Here is a 17638-nt window from a genome sequence, read left to right as displayed (position 1 = left end):
CGGGCAGGCCGGGCAAGCGTCAGGCGCGCAATGCCTGTTCGATCGGCACGCTGCCGCCGACGAAGCCGATGACCTTGCGCGAAATGCCCAGCTTGATCGCCTCGATCGCGGCCCACGCGACATCCTGGCGCGACACCGGCGGCGCTGCGTCGAGCGGCTCCTCGGTCAGCGCGATCTTGCCGACGCCCGGGCCGTCCGCGAGCGGGCCGGGGCGCAGGATCACGTAATCGATGCCCGACGCGATCACGCGGTCGTCGCCTTCGCGCTTCATCTGCGAGTAGTGGCGCAGCGCGTCGCCGCTGCGCTCCGGCCAGTACGCGGTCAGCGAACTGATCACGACCAGCTTCTGCACGTTGTAGGCGAGCGCATGCTCGGCCGCGCGCGCGACCGCGTCGCGGTCGATCTGCTCCTCTTCGGCGGCGCCTTCCGATTCCGCCGAGCCGGCCGCGTAGATCACGTGCGTGATGCCCTGGAACGCGTGCGAGAAATCGCCCGTCAGATCGGCCTCGACGACCTTCGCGCCCGGCAGCGCATAGCCGTGCCGGCGCACCAGCGCAGTCACCTCGAATTCCGGCTGCTCCAGCAGCAGATCCGCGCAGGCCCGGCCGGTGCGGCCGGTCGCGCCAATCAGCAATACCTTCGTCGTCATGAAACCGCTCCTTGCTCGATGCGTCGTCCTTCCAGATAGGGACGGACGACCGATACTCAAGTGTATGTCGATCGGGGCGGCGGCGCTCGGGTAATTGGGGCTGTACCGCACCGAAACGGCCGGCGCGGCGCCCCGTCTCCGCGCGCTCGCGCGCACGGATCGCGGAATCGCCCCGCCGACCGGCTATCATGTGCGCGATGCATTTTTCGCCGCCAGGCAATACAACGCGGCGACCAACCGGTTGGAGTACACATGGCATTACCCCTGGACAACGTCAGCATGGCCGTATTCTGCGACTTCGAGAACGTCGCGCTCGGCGTGCGCGACGCGAAGTACGAGAAATTCGACATCAAGCCCGTCCTGGAGCGGCTGCTGCTGAAGGGCAGCATCGTCGTGAAGAAGGCGTATTGCGACTGGGAGCGCTACAAGGGCTTCAAGGCCTCGATGCACGAGGCGAGCTTCGAGCTGATCGAGATTCCGCACGTGCGCCAGTCGGGCAAGAATTCGGCCGACATCCGGCTCGTCGTGGACGCGCTCGATCTCTGCTACACGAAGTCGCACGTCGATACGTTCGTGATCATCAGCGGCGACTCGGATTTCTCGCCGCTCGTGTCGAAGCTGCGCGAGAACGCGAAGAAGGTGATCGGGGTCGGCGTGAAGAAGTCGACGTCGGACCTGCTGGTCGCGAACTGCGACGAATTCATTTTCTACGACGACCTGGTGCGCGAGCAGCAGCGCGCGCTGGCGAAGCGCGAACAGCAGCGCACCGGCAACGGCGGCGCGAAGCGCGCCGACGAGCCGTCGCGCAAGCCGGAACTGGAAGTGCGCCGCAGCGAGGCGATCGCGCTCGCGGTCGAGACGTTCGATGCGCTGGCGTCGGAGCGCGACGACGTCGGCAAGATCTGGGCGTCGGTGCTCAAGAGCGCGATCAAGCGCCGCAAGCCGGACTTCAACGAGTCGTATTACGGTTTCCGCGCATTCGGCAACCTGCTCGACGAAGCGCAGGCGCGCGGCCTGCTCGAGGTGGGACGCGACGACAAGTCGGGCGCGTTCGTGTCGCGGCCGCGCCAGTCCGCGGCGGCGGCCGAGCCGGTGGCGGCGGCGCGCGATACGGGCGGCGCCCAGCACGGTCACGGCGGGCGCCACGGGGAAGCCGCAACGGCCGAGCGCGAGCCGCGGCGCCGCGGGCAGCGGGCGGAAGCGGCTGTCGGCGAAAGCGTGCGGGCCGATGTCGACGAGGCGGACGTCGTCGACTTCGTGAACGAAGCGGCGCTCGTGCCGGCCGCGACGGCCGACGCGAATGAGGCGGCCGACACGCACGGTGACGCGAAGGATGGCCGCAAGCGCGCGCGCAAGACCGCGGCGAAGAAGGCAGGGGCGAAGAAGGCCGGCGTGAAGCAGGCGGGCGATGCGAAGGGGGCCGGCCGTCACACGGCGGCGAATCCGGACGAGGCCGCGCACGGCGGTGCGAAGCACGGTGGCGACAAGCATGCGGAAGGCAAGCATGCAGAAGCGACACATCGCGACGCGGAGCACGGCGAGGACCGGCACGTCGCGGCGCAGCACGCGGCGCCGACGGCCGGCGAGTACGGTGCCTCGGCGGCTGCCGCGCAGCCGTCGCACGAAGCCGCACCGACCGCCGAATCGACCGTTGAAGCGGCCGCCGACGCAGCAGCCGGCGCCAAGCCGAAGAAGCCGGCCCGCAAGACGGCGACCCGCGCGCGCCGTCCGCGCAAGACGGCTGCCGCCGCCGAGTAACGGAGTCAGCGGGCGTCAGAGGGCGTCCGGGCGGGACGGCGTCCGACCGAGGGCGCTGCCCGCGCCGCCGCGTCGGCCGGTGCAACACCGGCCGACGCGCTTCGTTATCCGTTCAGCACGTACGGCCGCGTCATCACCTCGAGGAAGTGACCGTCCGGATCGTCGAAATACACACCACGCCCGCCGTCATGGCGGTAGATCTCACCGGGCTGCCGCTTCGCCGGATCGGCCCAGTGCGGCAGGCCACGCGCGCGAATGCGCGCGAACACGCGGTCGAAGCCGGTCTCGTCGGTCAGGAACGCGTAGTGCTGGGCCGTGATCTCTCCCTCTTTTTCATAAAAATCGAGCGACACGCCGTTGTCGAGCCGGACGACCAGCATCGCGCCGAACGGCGTCGGCGCCGGCAGTTCCAGAAGTTCGGTGAGGAAGCGGCTCGATGCGTGCTTGTCGCGGCACCAGACGATCGTATGGTTCAGCTGGACGTTCATGGCGGGTCCCCGGGACGGGGCGCGAGGGTGGGCATGGACACACGATAGTCGATCACCGCCGGCGTGCAAGCCGGATGGGCGGCGAGCGCGGCGGCCACGACGGCGGCTGGTGCGGCGGCCATCAGCGAATCGTCGTCTGCAACGATCTGGACGATCGGCTACTTTTTCGGGAGCAAAGGTCATTGGCGTGGCTTTTTGCGCCGCCAAGAATCCCTGTCAACCATCGCCGCCATCCGCCGGATGACGAACCGGCGATGCGCAACAGGGAGACAGACGATGCGCTTCACGCTGAACGGCCAGCCGTTCGATTTCGACGGCGATCCCGATACGCCGCTGCTGTGGGTCATACGCGACACGGCCCGGCTCACCGGCACCAAATACGGCTGCGGCATCGGCGCGTGCGGTGCCTGCACCGTGCATCTCGACGGCGAGGCCGCACGCTCGTGCGTGCTGCCGGCCGCGAGCGTCGCGGGTCGCGCGGTCACGACGATCGAGGGGCTGTCGCACGATCGCTCACACCCGGTGCAGCGCGCGTGGATCGAGAAGGACGTGCCGCAGTGTGGCTACTGCCAGTCGGGGATGGTGATGGCCACCGCCGCGCTGCTCGCGCGGCATCGCAAGCCGACCGACGCGCAGATCGACCAGGCCGTCACGAACCTGTGCCGCTGCGCGACCTATCAACGCATTCGCGAGGCCATCCATGTCGCGGCCGGCTGACGCGCTGCGGGTGCGGCACACGCCGAATGCATCGCGGCGCGTATTCCTGAAGGGCGGCGTCGCGCTGGCGGGCAGCCTGCTGCTGCCGCTCGCGATCGGCGACGTCGTGCAGGCGGCCGGCGACGGCGCACGCTTTCGCGAGATCAACGACTGGGTGCGCGTCGACGCTGACGGCACGACGATCATCGGCCTGTCGCAAGCCGAAGTCGGGCAGGGCGTCTACACGGGGCTGCCGCAGGTGCTCGCCGACGAGATGGATGCTGACTGGCGCAGCGTGACGATCGAATTCGTCACGGGGCGCGACGCGTACCGGATCGACGCCGCGAACGAGGCGCCGCAGCAGTTCGTCGGCGCATCGATGTCGGCGACGATGTTCTACACGCGGCTGCGCATCGCGGGCGCGCAGGCGCGCTCGGCGTTCCTGCGGGCCGGTGCCGCGCGGCTCGGCGTGCGCGACACGCAGTGCGTGACGCGCGACGGCCGTGTCATCCATGCGCCGAGCGGCCGGTCGCTGTCATATGGCGAACTCGTCGATGCCGCCGCGAAGCTGCCGCACGACCCGCAGCCGCGCCTGAAGCCGGAATCCGCGCACACGCTGATCGGTCGTCCGCTGCACAAGCTCGACGTGCCCGCGAAAGTCGACGGCAGCGCGATCTACGGCATCGACGTGCAGGTGCCCGATATGCTGGTCGGCGCGCTGGCGATGGCGCCGACGCTGAACGGCCGGCCGACGGCCGTGAACAATCGCGATGCGTTGCGTGCGATGCCCGGCGTCGCGGACGTCGTGCTCGCGAAGGACGCGGTGATCGTTGTCGCGCATACCTACTGGCAGGCGAAGAAGGCGTGCGATGCGGCGGACATCGTGTGGGATGCGGGCCCGACGCCGGCGTTCGACAGCGCGACGATTCTCGCGCAGTGCAAGGGCGCGCTGCAGGCGGAGCACGCGGCGGTCGCGACGACGATCGGCGAGCCCGCTCGCCGGCTCGCCGAGGCCGGCACGCTCGTCGAAGCCGACTACCACACGCCGTACATCGTTCACGCGACGATGGAGCCCGTCAACGCGACCGTGCACGTGCGGGCGGACGAGATCGTGGTGTGGGGGCCGATCCAGGGGCAGGACAAGGTGCGCTGGGCGCTGTCGGCGCTGTTCGGCATGCCGGCCGAGCGCATCATCGTCAACACGACGTTTCTCGGCGGCAGCTTCGGCCGCAAGTACGTGCCCGATTTCGTCGTGCATGCGGCCGTCGCGTCGAAAGCGGTGGGGCGGCCGGTGAAGGTGATCCGCTCGCGCGAGGACGATATCCGTCACGGCTTCTATCGGCCGTGCGCGTCTGCGCGGTTGCGCGCCGCGCTCGGTAGCGACGGGCTGCCGGTCGCGCTGCATGCGCGCGTCGCCGGCCACTCGCTGTATGCGGCGATCAAGCGCGACCGCTACGAGAAGGCGGGTGGCTGGGACGAGACGATGCTCGACGGCTTGTACGACCTTTGCTACGACGTGCCGAACCTGCTGGTCGACTCGGTCACGGTGATGCAGCCGATTCCGGTCAGCTTCATGCGCAGCGTCGGCAGCACGTCGACGGTGTTTTTCCTCGAGAGCTTTGTAAACGAACTCGCGCACACGGCGCGGGCCGACCCCGTGCGATACCGGCGCGCGTTGCTCAAGCACGACCCGCTCGCGCTGCGCGTGCTCGACGCGACGGCCGCGCGCGCGAACTGGTTCGGCCGCGCGCCGGCCGGCCTGTCGCGCGGCGTCGCGTATTCGTTGTACACGGGGCGCGGCGGCGCGTTCCGCACGTACGTCGCGACGATCGCCGAGGTGCGCGTGACGGGCGGCAACGTGAAGCTCGAGCGGATCGTGTGCGGGATCGACTGCGGCCGCGCGATCAATCCGCTGCTGATTCGCGAGATGGTCGAAGGCGGCGTCGGCTTCGCGCTGACCAATACGTTCCGAAGCGAGATCACGTTCGCGCACGGCGCGGTCGTGCAGCGCAATTTCGCGGACTACCCGCTGCTCGGTCTGGCCGCGATGCCGAAGATCGACGTCGTGATCGTCGACAGCGATCGCGACCCGCAAGGCTGCGGCGAAGTCGCGTTGCCGCCGGTCGCACCGGCCGTCGCCGACGCGATCTGGCATGCGACCGGCGAGCGGCCGCGCTCGATGCCGTTCGCCACGCCGCTCGTGACCTGAGCTTTCCGGTGTTCCCCCAAGGCCGGCGGCGTGCGATGCGACGCCGGTCAATATCAAGCATAACTACACGACTGGTCTGGAGAATTCCATGAAAACCTTCCGCACGGCCGCGACGGCCGTTTCGTTCGCGGCGGCCGCCGCTGCCGTGTCGCCGGGCGCGCATGCGCAGAGCAGCGTGACGCTGTACGGCATCGTCGATACCGGCGTCCAGTACTACAACAACGCGGCGGGCGGCGGCTCGGTCGCCGGCATGCCGTCGCTGACCGGCGAGGTGCCGTCGCGCTTCGGGTTGCGCGGCGTCGAGGATCTCGGCGGCGGCTATCGCGTGTTCTTCGTGCTCGAGAACGGCTTCGCGCTGAACTCGGGCGCGCTGAACTACGGCGGCCGGCTCTTCGGCCGGCAGGCGAACGTCGGCATCGAATCGCCGTACGGGGCGCTCACCCTCGGGCGGCAGATGAACATGTCGATGCTGGTGCTGCTGAACGCCGACGTGATCGGCCCGTCGATTCATTCGATGGCGAGCTTCGACAGCTATCTGCCGAACGCGCGCAGCGACAACGCGGTCGGCTATCTCGGCCACTTCGGCGGCCTGACGCTCGGCGGCACCTACAGCACCGGGCGCGACGGCGCGGGCCCGGCCGGCCCGTCGGCCACGAACTGCGCGGGCAACGTGGCGGGCGATCCGGTCGCCTGCCGCCAGTACACGATGATGGTCGCGTACGACGCGCCGCAGTTCGGCGCGGCCGCTTCGTACGACGTGATGCACGGCGGCGCGGGTGCGTCGGCGCCGCTGTCGAGCCCCGGCTATACGGACACGCGCACGATCGTCGACGCGTACGTGAAATTCGGCATCGCGAAACTCGGCGCGGGCTGGATCCGCCGTAACACGGCGGCCGCGACGCACAGCCAGTCGGACATCTTCTTCGCGGGCGGCACGGTCTACGCGACGCCGGCGCTATCGTTCGACGCACAGGCGGTGCGCTACCTGCTGCGCGGCCGCTACGACTCGAACCTGTTCGTCGCGCGCGCCAATTACAGCCTGTCGAAGCGTACGATGCTCTATACGTCGGTCGGCTATATGACGAACAGCGCACTCGGCACGTCGGCGGTGGCGGCCGGCGGCACCGTCGGCGCCGGCCGGAACCAGGTCGGCGTGATGGCGGGCATCCAGCAGCGCTTTTGAGCCGGCGGCACGCACCACGGAGACTCCGACGATGACGACTGATCTTCTCAGCGACGTGCTGGCCGATCTGCGGGCCGATGCGGTCGTCACCGGGCGCTTCACGTTGAGCGCACCGTGGGCGATCCGCAAGCCGGCCGTCGCGGGCGCACCGTTTCGCACCTGCGCGGGCAGCCCGTTCTTCCTCTCGGTCGCCGGTGCCGCGCCCGTGCACGTGGGGCCGGGCGACTTCGTGCTGCTGCCGCACGGCGACGAGCACGTGATGGCGTCGTCGCTCGACGAGCCACCGGTGCCGTTCGATACGTTGATGGCGGACAAGGGCATCCGGCCGCGCTTCGACACGCCGCTCGAATTTGCCGCGGGCGGCGGCGGCGCGACCAGCGACCTCTATACCGGGATCGTCATTTATCGCGACCTCGTGCGCAGCCCGCTGTTATCCGTGCTGCCGCCACTGATCCACGTCCGCGCGAACGACGCGGCCGTCGCGCCCTGGCTCGCGAGCACGCTGCAGAGCTTCATCGAGGAGTCGATGGCGTGCCAGCCCGGCTGGGCCGTCGCCGCGACGCGTCTCGCCGACGTGCTGTTCGTGCAGCTGTTGCGCGCGCACCTGCAGTCGTCGGCAAATCATACGGGCTGGCTGCGCGGCCTGACCGATCCGCAGATCGGCCGTGCGATGGCGCTGATGCACCGCGACCCGCGCCGCAACTGGCAGCTCGCGAGTCTCGCGGCCGAGGCCGGCATGTCGCGCTCGCGCTTTTGCGCGCGTTTTGCGGAACTGGTCGGCGAGACGCCGATCGTCCACCTGACCGCCTACCGGATGTATCTGGCGAGCGGCGAGCTCGCGCACGGCAAGCTGCGGCTGATCGAGGTCGCCGAGCGGGTCGGCTACACGTCGGAGAAGGCATTTGCGCGCGCGTTTCATCGCTGGTCGGGAATGGCGCCGCGCCGCTATGCGCGCAACGCAAAGGATCTGTATGACCTCGCGCGACATGGATGACGGCTCGTCGCGCTATCGCGAGCCCGCGCTTGCGCGCAGGCTCGCGATTCTCGAAGCGGCCGCGTGCCGTTACTCCCCGGCCACCGCCGGTCCGCCCGAATTGCCGCGGCGGTTGCGGCGCTTTTCGCCCCACACGCGGAACCGGTCCATGTACAGATAGACGACCGGCGTCGTATAGAGCGTCAGCACCTGCGACATGATCAGGCCGCCGGCGATCGCGATCCCGAGCGGCGCGCGCAGCTCGGCGCCGTCGCCGTGGCCGAACGCGAGCGGCAGCGCGCCGAGGAGTGCCGCCATCGTGGTCATCATGATCGGCCGGAAGCGCAGCAGGCACGCCTCGTGGATCGCATCGAACGACGATTTGTTGCCGTTGCGCGTCTGGTCGATCGCGAAGTCGACCATCATGATCGCGTTCTTCTTCACGATACCGATCAGCAGGATCACGCCGATCAGCGCGATGATGCTGAACTCGGTCTTGAACAGCAGCAGCGCGAGGAGGGCGCCGACGCCGGCCGACGGCAGCGTCGACAGGATCGTGATCGGGTGGATGTAGCTCTCGTACAGGATCCCGAGCACGATGTAGACGGCCAGCAGCGCCGCGAGAATCAGGATCGGCTGGTTGTTCAGCGACTGCTGGAACGCCTGCGCGGTGCCCTGGAAGCTGCCGACGATCGTCGGCGGCACGCCGATCTGCGCCATCGTCTGGTAGATCACCTGGGTCGCCTGCGACAGCGACACGCCCGGCGGCAGGTTGAACGAGATCGTCGTCGCGACGAACAGCCCCTGGTGGTTGATCGACAGCGGCGTCGTGCTCGGGCCGAAGGTCGCGATCGCGGACAGCGGAATCATCGTCGACTTCGACGTCGACACCGCCGCGCCCGACGACGCGCTCGACTTGCCGCTCGACGCGATCGAGTTCAGCGCCTGGTTGCGCGCGGAATCGGACGCGATCGCCGCGGCGCTCGTCGCGGCCGTGCCGGCGCTCGACGTGCCGGCCGAGGTCGCGACGAAGGTGCCGGCCGCGGCGTTGGTGGTCTGCGAGCCGTTCGCGCTGCCGCCCGACGTGCTGATCCACACCTGGTTCAGCATCTCCGGGCTCTGCCAGTATTTCGGCGCGACCTCCATCACCACGTGGTACTGGTTCAGCGGGTTGTAGATCGTCGAGACCTGGCGCTGGCCGAACGCGTCGTACAGCGTGTTGTCGATCTGCGCGGGCTTGATGCCGAGCCGCGCGGCGCTCGCGCGGTCGATCGTCACCATCGCCTCGAGGCCGCCTTGCTGCTGGTCGGAGTTCACGTCGGTCAGCTCGGCGCGCTTTTGCAGCGCCTCGGTCAGGAGCGGCGCCCACTTGTACAGCTCGGCGCTCGAATCGCCGAGCAGCGTGAACTGGTACTGCGCGCTGCTTTGCCGGCCGCCGACGCGGATGTCCTGCGCGGCCTGCAGGAACGTGCGCGCGCCCGCGACGTCCGACAGCGGCCTGCGCAGCTGCTGGATCACCTGGTCGGCCGACAGCTTGCGCTCGGCGCGGTCCTTCAGCGTGACGAACATGAAGCCCGAGTTGGTCTGCGTGCCGCCGGTGAAGCCCGCGACGCTCTTCACGTTCGGGTTCGCCTGCACGATCCGCATCATCTCGGCGAACTTCAGCTTCATCGCCTGGAACGAGGTCGACTGGTCGGCCTGGATGCCGCCGATCATCAGCCCGGTGTCCTGCTGCGGGAAGAAGCCCTTCGGCACGATGATGTACAGGTAGACGTTCAGCCCGATCGTCGCGAACAGGATCAGCAGCACCAGCAGCGGGCGGCGCAGCGCCCACGACAGCGAGCGTTCGTAGCCGCGCTGCATCCGCGTGAAGAAGCGCTCGAGGAAGCGGCCGAGGCGGCCTTCCTCCTGCACCTCGTGAGATTCGCGCAGCAGCCGCGCGCACATCATCGGCGTGACGGTGAGCGACACCGCGAGCGACACGCCGATCGCAAGCGACAGCGTCAGCGCGAACTCGCGGAACAGCCGCCCGACGATGCCGCCCATCAGCAGGATCGGCAGGAACACCGCGACGAGCGAGATGCTCATCGACAGCACCGTGAAGCCGACCTCGCGCGCGCCGTCGAACGCAGCCTGCAACCTCGGCTTGCCGTTCTCGATGTGGCGCGTGATGTTCTCGAGCACGACGATCGCATCGTCGACGACGAAGCCGGTCGCGACGATCAGCGCCATCAGCGACAGGTTGTCGATCGAGAAGCCGAGCAGGTACATCGCGCCGAACGTGCCGATGATCGAGATCGGCACCGCGACGCTCGGGATCAGCGTCGCGCGCCAGTTGCGCAGGAACAGGAACACGACCATCACGACCAGGCTGACCGCGATCAGGAGCGTGTGCTCGGTGTCCTTCAGCGACGCGCGGATCGTCGTCGAACGGTCGAGCACCGGCGTGACCGTGATGTCGGCCGGCAGCGACGCGGTGAGCTGCGGCAGCGCCGCGCGCACGCGGTCGATCGTCTCGATGATGTTCGCGCCGGGCGAGCGGTAGAGGATCACGAGCACCGCGCGCTTGCCGTTCGACAAACCGAGGTTGCGCAGGTCCTCGACGCCGTCCACGACCTCGGACAGGTCGGACAGCCGCACGGCCGCGCCTTTGCGGTAAGCGACGACGAGGTCGCTGTACTGCGACGCCTGCGACGCCTGGTCGTTCGTATAGAGCTGGTAGTGCTTCGGGCCGAACTCGATCGCGCCCTTCGGGCTGTTGGCGTTTGCGGACGCGAGCGCGGCCCGCACGTCCTCGAGGCCGATGCCGTAGTGGAACAGCGCGTGCGGCTCGAGCTCGACGCGCACGGCCGGGTTCGCGGAGCCGCTCACCGACACCTGGCCGATCCCGTCGATCTGCGACAGCGACTGCTGCAGCACCGTCGACGCGGCGTCGTACAGTTTCGCGGGCGACGACGTTTCCGACGTGAGCGACACGATCATGATCGGCGAGTCGGCCGGGTTGACCTTGCGGTACGTCGGGTTGCTCCTGAGCGACGCGGGCAGGTCGGCGCGCGCCGCGTTGATCGCGGCCTGCACGTCGCGCGCGGCGCCGTCGATGTCGCGGTTCAGCCCGAACTGCAGGGTAATCCGCGCGTTGCCGACGGTACTGGTCGACGTCATTTCGCTGACGTCGGCGATCGAGCCGAGGTGCCGCTCGAGCGGGCTCGTCACGCTGGTCGCGACCGTCTCGGGGCTCGCGCCGGGCAGCGACGCCTGCACCGAGATGGTCGGGAAGTCGACCTGCGGCAGCGGCGACACCGGCAGCCTGATGAACGCGAACAGGCCCGCGAGCGCGACGCCGAGCGCGAGCAGCGTCGTCGCGACGGGGCGGGTGATGAAGGGGCGCGACAGGTTCATGTTGGCACTCGCTGGGCGGCCGCGTGTTCCGACGGATGCGTTTTCGGGAGATGGGGGGGCTGCGCCCCCCCACGCGAACGAAGTGAGCGTGGGGGGCGGTTCATTTACGCACCCGTGTGCTTGCCGGCATCGGCGCCGGGGCCGTGCCGCTCGAACCAGCCGCGCACGCGGCGCGCGAGGCTGTCGAAGCCGAGGTAGATCACCGGCGTCGTGAACAGCGTCAGCACCTGCGACACGATCAGGCCGCCCGCGATCGCGATCCCGAGCGGCTGGCGCAGCTCGGAGCCCGCACCCGCGCCGACGATCAGCGGCACCGCGCCGAGCAGCGCGGCGAGCGTCGTCATCAGGATCGGCCGGAAGCGCAGCAGGCACGCCTGGTAGATCGCCTCGCGCGGCGGCTTGCCTTCGACCCGCTCGGCTTCGAGCGCGAAGTCGATCATCATGATCGCGTTCTTCTTCACGATGCCGATCAGCAGCACGATCCCGATGATCCCGATGATGTCGAGGTCGTGCCCGGTGATCATCAGCGCAAGCAGCGCGCCGACGCCGGCCGACGGCAGCGTCGACAGGATCGTGATCGGATGGATGTAGCTCTCGTAGAGCACGCCGAGCACGATGTACATCGTGACGACCGCCGCGAGGATCAGGAACAGCTGGTTCGACAGCGACGCCTGGAACGCGAGCGCGGCGCCCTGGAAGCGCGTCTGGAACGAGCCGGGCAGGCCGATGTCCTGCTCGGCGGCGCCGATCGCCTTCACGGCCTCGCCGAGCGACGCGCCCGGCGCGAGGTTGAACGAGATCGTCGTCGACGGGAACTGCGACAGGTGCGCGACGAGCAGCGGCGACGGCCGCTCGTGGAACGACGCGATCGACGACAGCGGCACCTGGCCGCCGCCCGCGGACGGCAGGTAGATGTCGCTCAGCGATTCGGCGTAATGCTGCTCCTTCGGCTCCGACTCGAGAATCACGCGATACTGGTTCGACTGCGTGAAGATGGTCGACACGATGCGCTGGCCGAACGCGTCGTACAGCGCGTTGTCGACGGTCGCCGGCGTGATGCCGAAGCGCGCGGCGCTCGCGCGGTCGATCTCGATGTAGACCGACTGGCCGTTGCTCTGCAGGTCGGTCGCGACGTCGGCGAGCGACGGCTCCTTCTGCAGCCGCGTGACGAGCTTCGGCACCCAGGTCGCGAACTCGTCCGGGTTCGGGCTCGTCAGCATGAACTGGTACTGCGTCGGGCTCACGGTCGAGTCGATCGTCAGGTCCTGCACCGACTGCATGAACAGCGAGATGCCGGTCACGTTCGCGACACGCTGCTGCAGGTCGCGGATGATCTGCGCGGACGATTCGGAGCGGGCGTCGCGCGCCTTCAGGTTGATCAGCATCCGGCCGCTGTTCAGCGTGATGTTGCTGCCGTCGACGCCGATGAACGACGTGAGGCTCGCGACGTTCGGATCCTTCAGGATCTCGGCCGCGAGCGCCTGCTGGCGTTCGGCCATCGCGCCGTACGAGATCGACTGCGGCGCCTGCGTGATCGCCTGGATCACGCCGGTATCCTGCGCGGGGAAGAAGCCCTTCGGTATGAACACGTAGAGCAGGCCGGTCAGCACGAGCGTCAGCACCGCGACGACGAGCGTCGAGCGCTGGCGGTTCAGCACCCATTCGAGCGCGACCCCGTAGCGTGCGATCACCCAGTCGATCGCGCGGTGCACGCGCGCCTCGAAGCGGTGGCTCTCCGGCGGCGGCGAATGGCGCAGCAGCTTCGCGCACATCATCGGCACGAGCGTGAGCGACACGATCGCCGAGATCACGATCGTCACCGCGAGCGTGATCGCGAACTCGTGGAACAGGCGGCCGACCACGTCGCCCATGAACAGCAGCGGGATCAGCACCGCGATCAGCGACACCGTCAGCGAGATGATCGTGAAGCCGATCTGTCTCGAGCCCTTCAGCGCGGCCTCGAGGCCCGTGTCGCCTTCCTCGACGTAGCGCGCGATGTTCTCGATCATCACGATCGCGTCGTCGACGACGAAGCCGGTCGCGATGGTGAGCGCCATCAGCGACAGGTTGTTCAGCGAGAAGCCGGCCATGTACATCACCGCGAGCGTGCCGATCAGCGACAGCGGCACCGACAGGCTCGGGATGATGGTCGCGTAGACGTTCGCGAGGAACAGGTACATCACCAGCACGACCAGCGCGACCGCGAGCAGCAGCTCGAACTGCACGTCGCGCACGGCGGCGCGGATCATCGTCGTGCGGTCGGTGACGATCTGCACGTCGAGCGCTGCGGGCAGCGTCTCCTGCAGCTTCGGCAGCTGCGCCTTGATCGCGTCGACGGTCGCGATCACGTTCGCGCCCGGCTGGCGCTGCACGTTCAGGATGATCGCGGGCTCCGCATTGACCCACGCGCCCAGCTTGGTGTTCTCGGAGCCGGCGACGATCTTCGCGACGTCGGTCAGCATCACCGGGCGGCCGCTCTTGTAGGCGACGACCGCGTCGTTGTATTGATCGGCGCTGGTGAGCTGGTCGTTCGCGTTGATCGTGTACGCGCGCGTCGGGCCGTCGAAGTTGCCCTTCGGCGTGTTCACGTTCAGGTTCGAGATCGTCGTGCGCAGGTCGTCGAGGTTCATCCCGTACTGCGCGAGCGCGGTCGGGTTCGCCTGGATCCGCACGGCCGGCCGGTTGCCGCCCGACAGGCTGACGAGGCCGACGCCCGCGATCTGCGAGATCTTCATCGCGAGACGCGTGTCGGTCAGGTCCTGCACCTGGGTGAGCGGCAGGGTCTTCGACGTGATCGCGAGGGTCAGCACCGGCGCGTCGGCCGGGTTGACCTTCGCGTAGATCGGCGGGGCAGGGAGGTCGGACGGCAGCAGGTTGCCGGCCGCGTTGATCGCGGCCTGCACTTCCTGTTCGGCGATGTCGAGCGGCAGGTCGAGCGAGAACTGCAGCGTGATCACCGACGCGCCGGCCGAGCTTTGCGACGACATCTGGTTCAGCGACGGCATCTGGCCGAACTGCCGCTCCAGCGGCGCGGTGACCGCCGACGTCATCACCTCCGGGCTCGCGCCCGGATAGAAGGTCTGGACCTGGATCGTCGGGTAGTCGACCTCGGGCAGGGCGGCGAGCGGCAGGAAGCGCAGCGCGACGAGACCGGCCAGCATGATCGCCGCCATCAGGAGGGCGGTGCCGACCGGCCGGAGAATGAAGAGGCGGGAGGGATTCATCGAGCGGCCCGCGCGTTACTGGGCCGCGGGGGCCGCTGCCTGCGACGCGCCGTGCTTGTGTCCGCCGCGGCGGGCGGCCGCGCCCGATGCGCCGGACGCCGCGCCGGCGCCGTGCGCGCCCGACGCGCCTTTCGGCTTGTCGGCCGGGATCGTGATCTTCGCGCCTTCGCGCAGCCGGTCGGAGCCGTCGGTGACCACGCGCTCGCCGAGCGCGACGCCGCTGACGATGCTCGTGCGCTCGCCGTCGACCGGGCCGATCGTGACCTTGCGCACCGTCACCGTGTTGTCGGGCTTCACGATGTACACGAACTGGCCGATCGAGCCCGTCAGCACGGCGGCCGTCGGCACGATCGTCGCATCGCGCATCACGTCGACCAGCAGCCGCGCGTTCACGAACTGATTCGGGAACAGCAGCCCTTCCTTGTTATCGAAGGTCGCGCGCAGCTTGACCGTGCCGGTGCTGGTGTCGATCTGGTTGTCGAGCGTGGCGAGCGAACCCGTCTCGAGCGGCACCGTGTTGTTGCGGTTGTACGCGGTGACCGACAGTTTCCGGCCCGCGTTCACCTGCTTGACGATCTGCGGCAGGTTGTCTTCCGAAGTCGTGAAGATCACGCTCATCGGCTGCAGCTGCGTGATCACGACGATCCCGTTCGTGTCGCCCGGCGTCACGTAGTTGCCGGGGTCGACCTGGCGCAGGCCGACGCGGCCCGACACCGGCGCCGTGATGCGCGCGTACGCGAGGTTCAGCTTCGCGGAATCGATCGCCGCCTGGTCGGTCTTCACCGTTCCTTCATATTGCTTGACGAGCGATGCCTGGGTGTCGACCGTCTGCGACGCGATCGAATCCTGCGACAGCAGCGTCTGGTAGCGCTTCAGGTCGAGGCGGGCCGTCGCGAGCAGTGCCGAGTCGCGCGCGTGCGTGCCTTCGGCGTTCTCGAGCGCGACCTGGTACGGGCGCGGGTCGATCTGCGCGAGCAGGTCGCCCTTCCTGACGATCTGGCCTTCCTGGAACGCGACCGACTGCAGGTAGCCCGACAACTGCGTCTTGACCGTCACGCTCGCGAGCGGCGTCACGGTGCCGAGCGCGGACAGCACGATCGGCATCTCGCCCTGCGTCGCGGTCGCGACCGATACCGGTTGCGGAACGTTCGCCATCGCGGCGGGGCCGCCGCGGCCGCGATGGCCGCCGCCTGCGCTCGCGCCGGAGGCCGCGCTGGCCGCCGCCTGCGCGTCGGCCTGCGTGCGGTTCCACGGGTGCCACCACAGCAGGCCGCCGATGACGACGACCGCGAGCGTCCCGATCACCAGCGTGCGGCGCGGTCGGCGCGCGGCGGGGGAGGCGGGATCCTTCGAAGGGGGCGTGGGCTTTTGTTGATTGTCCATCGGGTTCTGTCAGGAAGACGGCTCGGCAGGCCGGGAAACGGGCTCGAAACCGGGCTGGAAAACGGGCCTGGGCGGCGCAGGGGCATGCGGTGCCGGAAGGCCGGCTCGGTCCGGGCCCTTCCGGTCTGCGCGGAAAAAGAAAAGAGCGGTGCGCGCCGCGAATGCGGCGCGACGATGGGCATGATCCTACGTCCCGTCCCCGTTACAGTCCAGTCGTCTATCTTTCAACGGGTTACGGTCGTTACAGAACGCGACGGGGCGATGACGGATCGATTACACGGCGCTGCGCCGGGCCGGCGCGCCGCCGATCTCGCGGGTGATTTTCGCGATGCACTCGTGCAGCGCGGGCACCACGTGTTCCTGCAGCCATTCGGGCGGGCACTGACTCGATGCGCCGCCGCAGTTCACCGAATAGCGCTGGCCCGACGGGCCGACGAACCCGGCCGCGACCGCATTCAGCCCTTCGCGCCATTCGCCGATGGCGATCGCGTGGCCGGCGCGCATCGCGTCCTCGAGGCCGGGGGTCAGGCGCGCCGATACGTGCGGCCAGTCGTCGCCGGCCGTCGCGCGCAGCGCGTCGAGCAGCGTGCGGCGCTCGTCGTCCTCCAGCGCCGCAAGATACGCGCGGCCGACCGCGGTGCGCGCGATGTCCATCCGCGAGCCGATCTCGAGGCGCGTGACGAGCACGGCCGAGCGCGGCCGGATCACGTCGATCGCGACCATGTCGAGCCGGTCGCGCACCGCGAGGTGCACCGACAGCGACGTGCGCTCGGCGAGTTCGATCATGAACGGCCGCGAGCGCGCGCGGATGTCGAAGTTGCGCAGGAAGCCGTGGCTCAGCTCCAGCACCGACGCGGTCAGCACGAAGCGCTCGCTGTCGGGCAGCTGGAACAGGAAGCCGGCGCTGACGAGCGTCGCCGTGATGCGCGACACGGTCGGCTTCGGGATGCCCGTCAATTCGGTCAGCTCGCGGTTGCTGACCGGGGCGTCGGCGGCCGCGATGCGGCGCAGCACGGCGAGGCCGCGCGCGAGCGCGGTGATCTCGTCCGGCGACGATTCGCGGTCTCGGGGCGCGGGAGGCGTTACAGATGTCGACACGAGGGATTCTCTCTATTTCCGAAACTCGATTTCATTTTGTTGGTATTGTAGGATGATTGTCAAAAGATGCATGTTCCATGGGTGAATCGTTCATTCGATGCGATTTTACGGGTTCACCCTTGGTTTATTAGGAAAGTGCTCAAACGAGCATTGCCGGAAAGTGAACAAACCGGTGCAAATACCGCTTGACTTGTCGGGCGGAAACGGAAAGAATGTCTCACGTTTTCGAAACATCGTTTCAGGAGTTTAACCGGCAACGGTGTTTCGCGCAGTCTCTCAGGTTCTAGCACGGCCCTCGGAATGGCTAGAACTTTTTTAGCGCCACGGTCTCCGTGGCGCTTTTTTTTGCCCGTCGTTTTCCTGTCGCAGGCCGGCAAGCCCGCCACCAGGGCCCGAACGCCGCGGTTGCGCCACAGCGAAGTCTACCGCGTCGCCAGCCATCCTCCCCCGAATCGCCGCGTCGTTCGGCGCCGGACCCTCGTTTCCGTCATTTCGATTTTCGGCTGGCCGCGCCGCCGGCATGCCCGCGCGGTGTGCGCCGATCGTGCGGCAAATGATGCTCCCCGTTCGCCGGGGAC

At 68.6% G+C, this 17638-nt stretch carries 11 protein-coding genes; 5 read left to right on the top strand and 6 right to left on the bottom strand.

The window, feature by feature from the left end; genetic code table 11:
- Window positions 1-19: 19 nt before the first annotated feature.
- Window positions 20-649 carry an SDR family oxidoreductase gene (locus tag DIE04_RS19520; RefSeq protein ID WP_124487395.1) on the bottom strand — a complete coding sequence of 210 codons (630 nt, stop codon included), beginning with the start codon at window positions 647-649 and terminating at the stop codon, window positions 20-22.
- Between the two features lie 252 nt (window positions 650-901).
- Here DIE04_RS19520 and DIE04_RS19515 point away from each other — a divergent pair, with 252 nt between their 5' ends.
- Window positions 902-2407 carry an NYN domain-containing protein gene (locus tag DIE04_RS19515; RefSeq protein WP_124487394.1) on the top strand — a complete coding sequence of 502 codons (1506 nt, stop codon included), beginning with the start codon at window positions 902-904 and terminating at the stop codon, window positions 2405-2407.
- A gap of 104 nt (window positions 2408-2511) precedes the next feature.
- Here DIE04_RS19515 and DIE04_RS19510 read toward each other — a convergent pair whose 3' ends face one another.
- The gene (locus DIE04_RS19510) at window positions 2512-2895 is read right to left on the bottom strand and encodes a VOC family protein (RefSeq protein WP_409333458.1); all 384 of its coding nucleotides are present in this window, start codon (window positions 2893-2895) and stop codon (window positions 2512-2514) included.
- Window positions 2896-3171: 276 nt separating this feature from the next.
- On the opposite strand from DIE04_RS19510, the gene DIE04_RS19505 reads away from it, so the two are divergent.
- The 4 genes from DIE04_RS19505 to DIE04_RS19490 all read left to right on the top strand — a co-directional run bounded on the left by DIE04_RS19505 (window position 3172) and on the right by DIE04_RS19490 (window position 7977).
- Complete coding sequence (locus tag DIE04_RS19505) at window positions 3172-3612, top strand: (2Fe-2S)-binding protein (RefSeq protein WP_124487393.1); 441 nt, start codon at window positions 3172-3174, stop codon at window positions 3610-3612.
- The gene (locus DIE04_RS19500; protein WP_124521327.1) at window positions 3596-5800 is read left to right on the top strand and encodes a molybdopterin cofactor-binding domain-containing protein; all 2205 of its coding nucleotides are present in this window, start codon (window positions 3596-3598) and stop codon (window positions 5798-5800) included. The genes DIE04_RS19505 and DIE04_RS19500 overlap by 17 nt, the downstream gene beginning before the upstream one ends.
- A gap of 88 nt (window positions 5801-5888) precedes the next feature.
- Window positions 5889-6983, top strand: coding sequence for a porin (locus tag DIE04_RS19495; protein WP_124487391.1), 1095 nt, complete (start codon window positions 5889-5891; stop codon window positions 6981-6983).
- A 31-nt stretch (window positions 6984-7014) separates the two neighbouring features.
- Complete coding sequence (locus DIE04_RS19490) at window positions 7015-7977, top strand: AraC family transcriptional regulator (protein ID WP_124487390.1); 963 nt, start codon at window positions 7015-7017, stop codon at window positions 7975-7977.
- A gap of 69 nt (window positions 7978-8046) precedes the next feature.
- Here DIE04_RS19490 and DIE04_RS19485 read toward each other — a convergent pair whose 3' ends face one another.
- From DIE04_RS19485 to DIE04_RS19470, 4 genes are all read right to left on the bottom strand, one after another.
- Window positions 8047-11355: an efflux RND transporter permease subunit gene (locus DIE04_RS19485; protein WP_124521325.1), complete on the bottom strand. Its 3309-nt coding sequence runs from the start codon at window positions 11353-11355 to the stop codon at window positions 8047-8049.
- A gap of 104 nt (window positions 11356-11459) precedes the next feature.
- The gene (locus tag DIE04_RS19480; RefSeq protein ID WP_044848932.1) at window positions 11460-14579 is read right to left on the bottom strand and encodes an MdtB/MuxB family multidrug efflux RND transporter permease subunit; all 3120 of its coding nucleotides are present in this window, start codon (window positions 14577-14579) and stop codon (window positions 11460-11462) included.
- 15 nt (window positions 14580-14594) lie between these two features.
- Window positions 14595-15962 carry an MdtA/MuxA family multidrug efflux RND transporter periplasmic adaptor subunit gene (locus DIE04_RS19475; protein ID WP_124487388.1) on the bottom strand — a complete coding sequence of 456 codons (1368 nt, stop codon included), beginning with the start codon at window positions 15960-15962 and terminating at the stop codon, window positions 14595-14597.
- 273 nt (window positions 15963-16235) lie between these two features.
- Window positions 16236-17060: an IclR family transcriptional regulator gene (locus DIE04_RS19470; RefSeq protein ID WP_124487387.1), complete on the bottom strand. Its 825-nt coding sequence runs from the start codon at window positions 17058-17060 to the stop codon at window positions 16236-16238.
- Between the last annotated feature and the right edge of the window lie 578 nt (window positions 17061-17638).

The sequence above is a fragment of the Burkholderia sp. Bp8994 genome (assembly GCF_003853805.1).
In the GTDB taxonomy this organism is placed as follows: domain Bacteria; phylum Pseudomonadota; class Gammaproteobacteria; order Burkholderiales; family Burkholderiaceae; genus Burkholderia.
The sequence above is the reverse complement of the archived record's forward strand: the minus strand, read 5'-3'. Positions and strand labels throughout refer to the sequence as shown.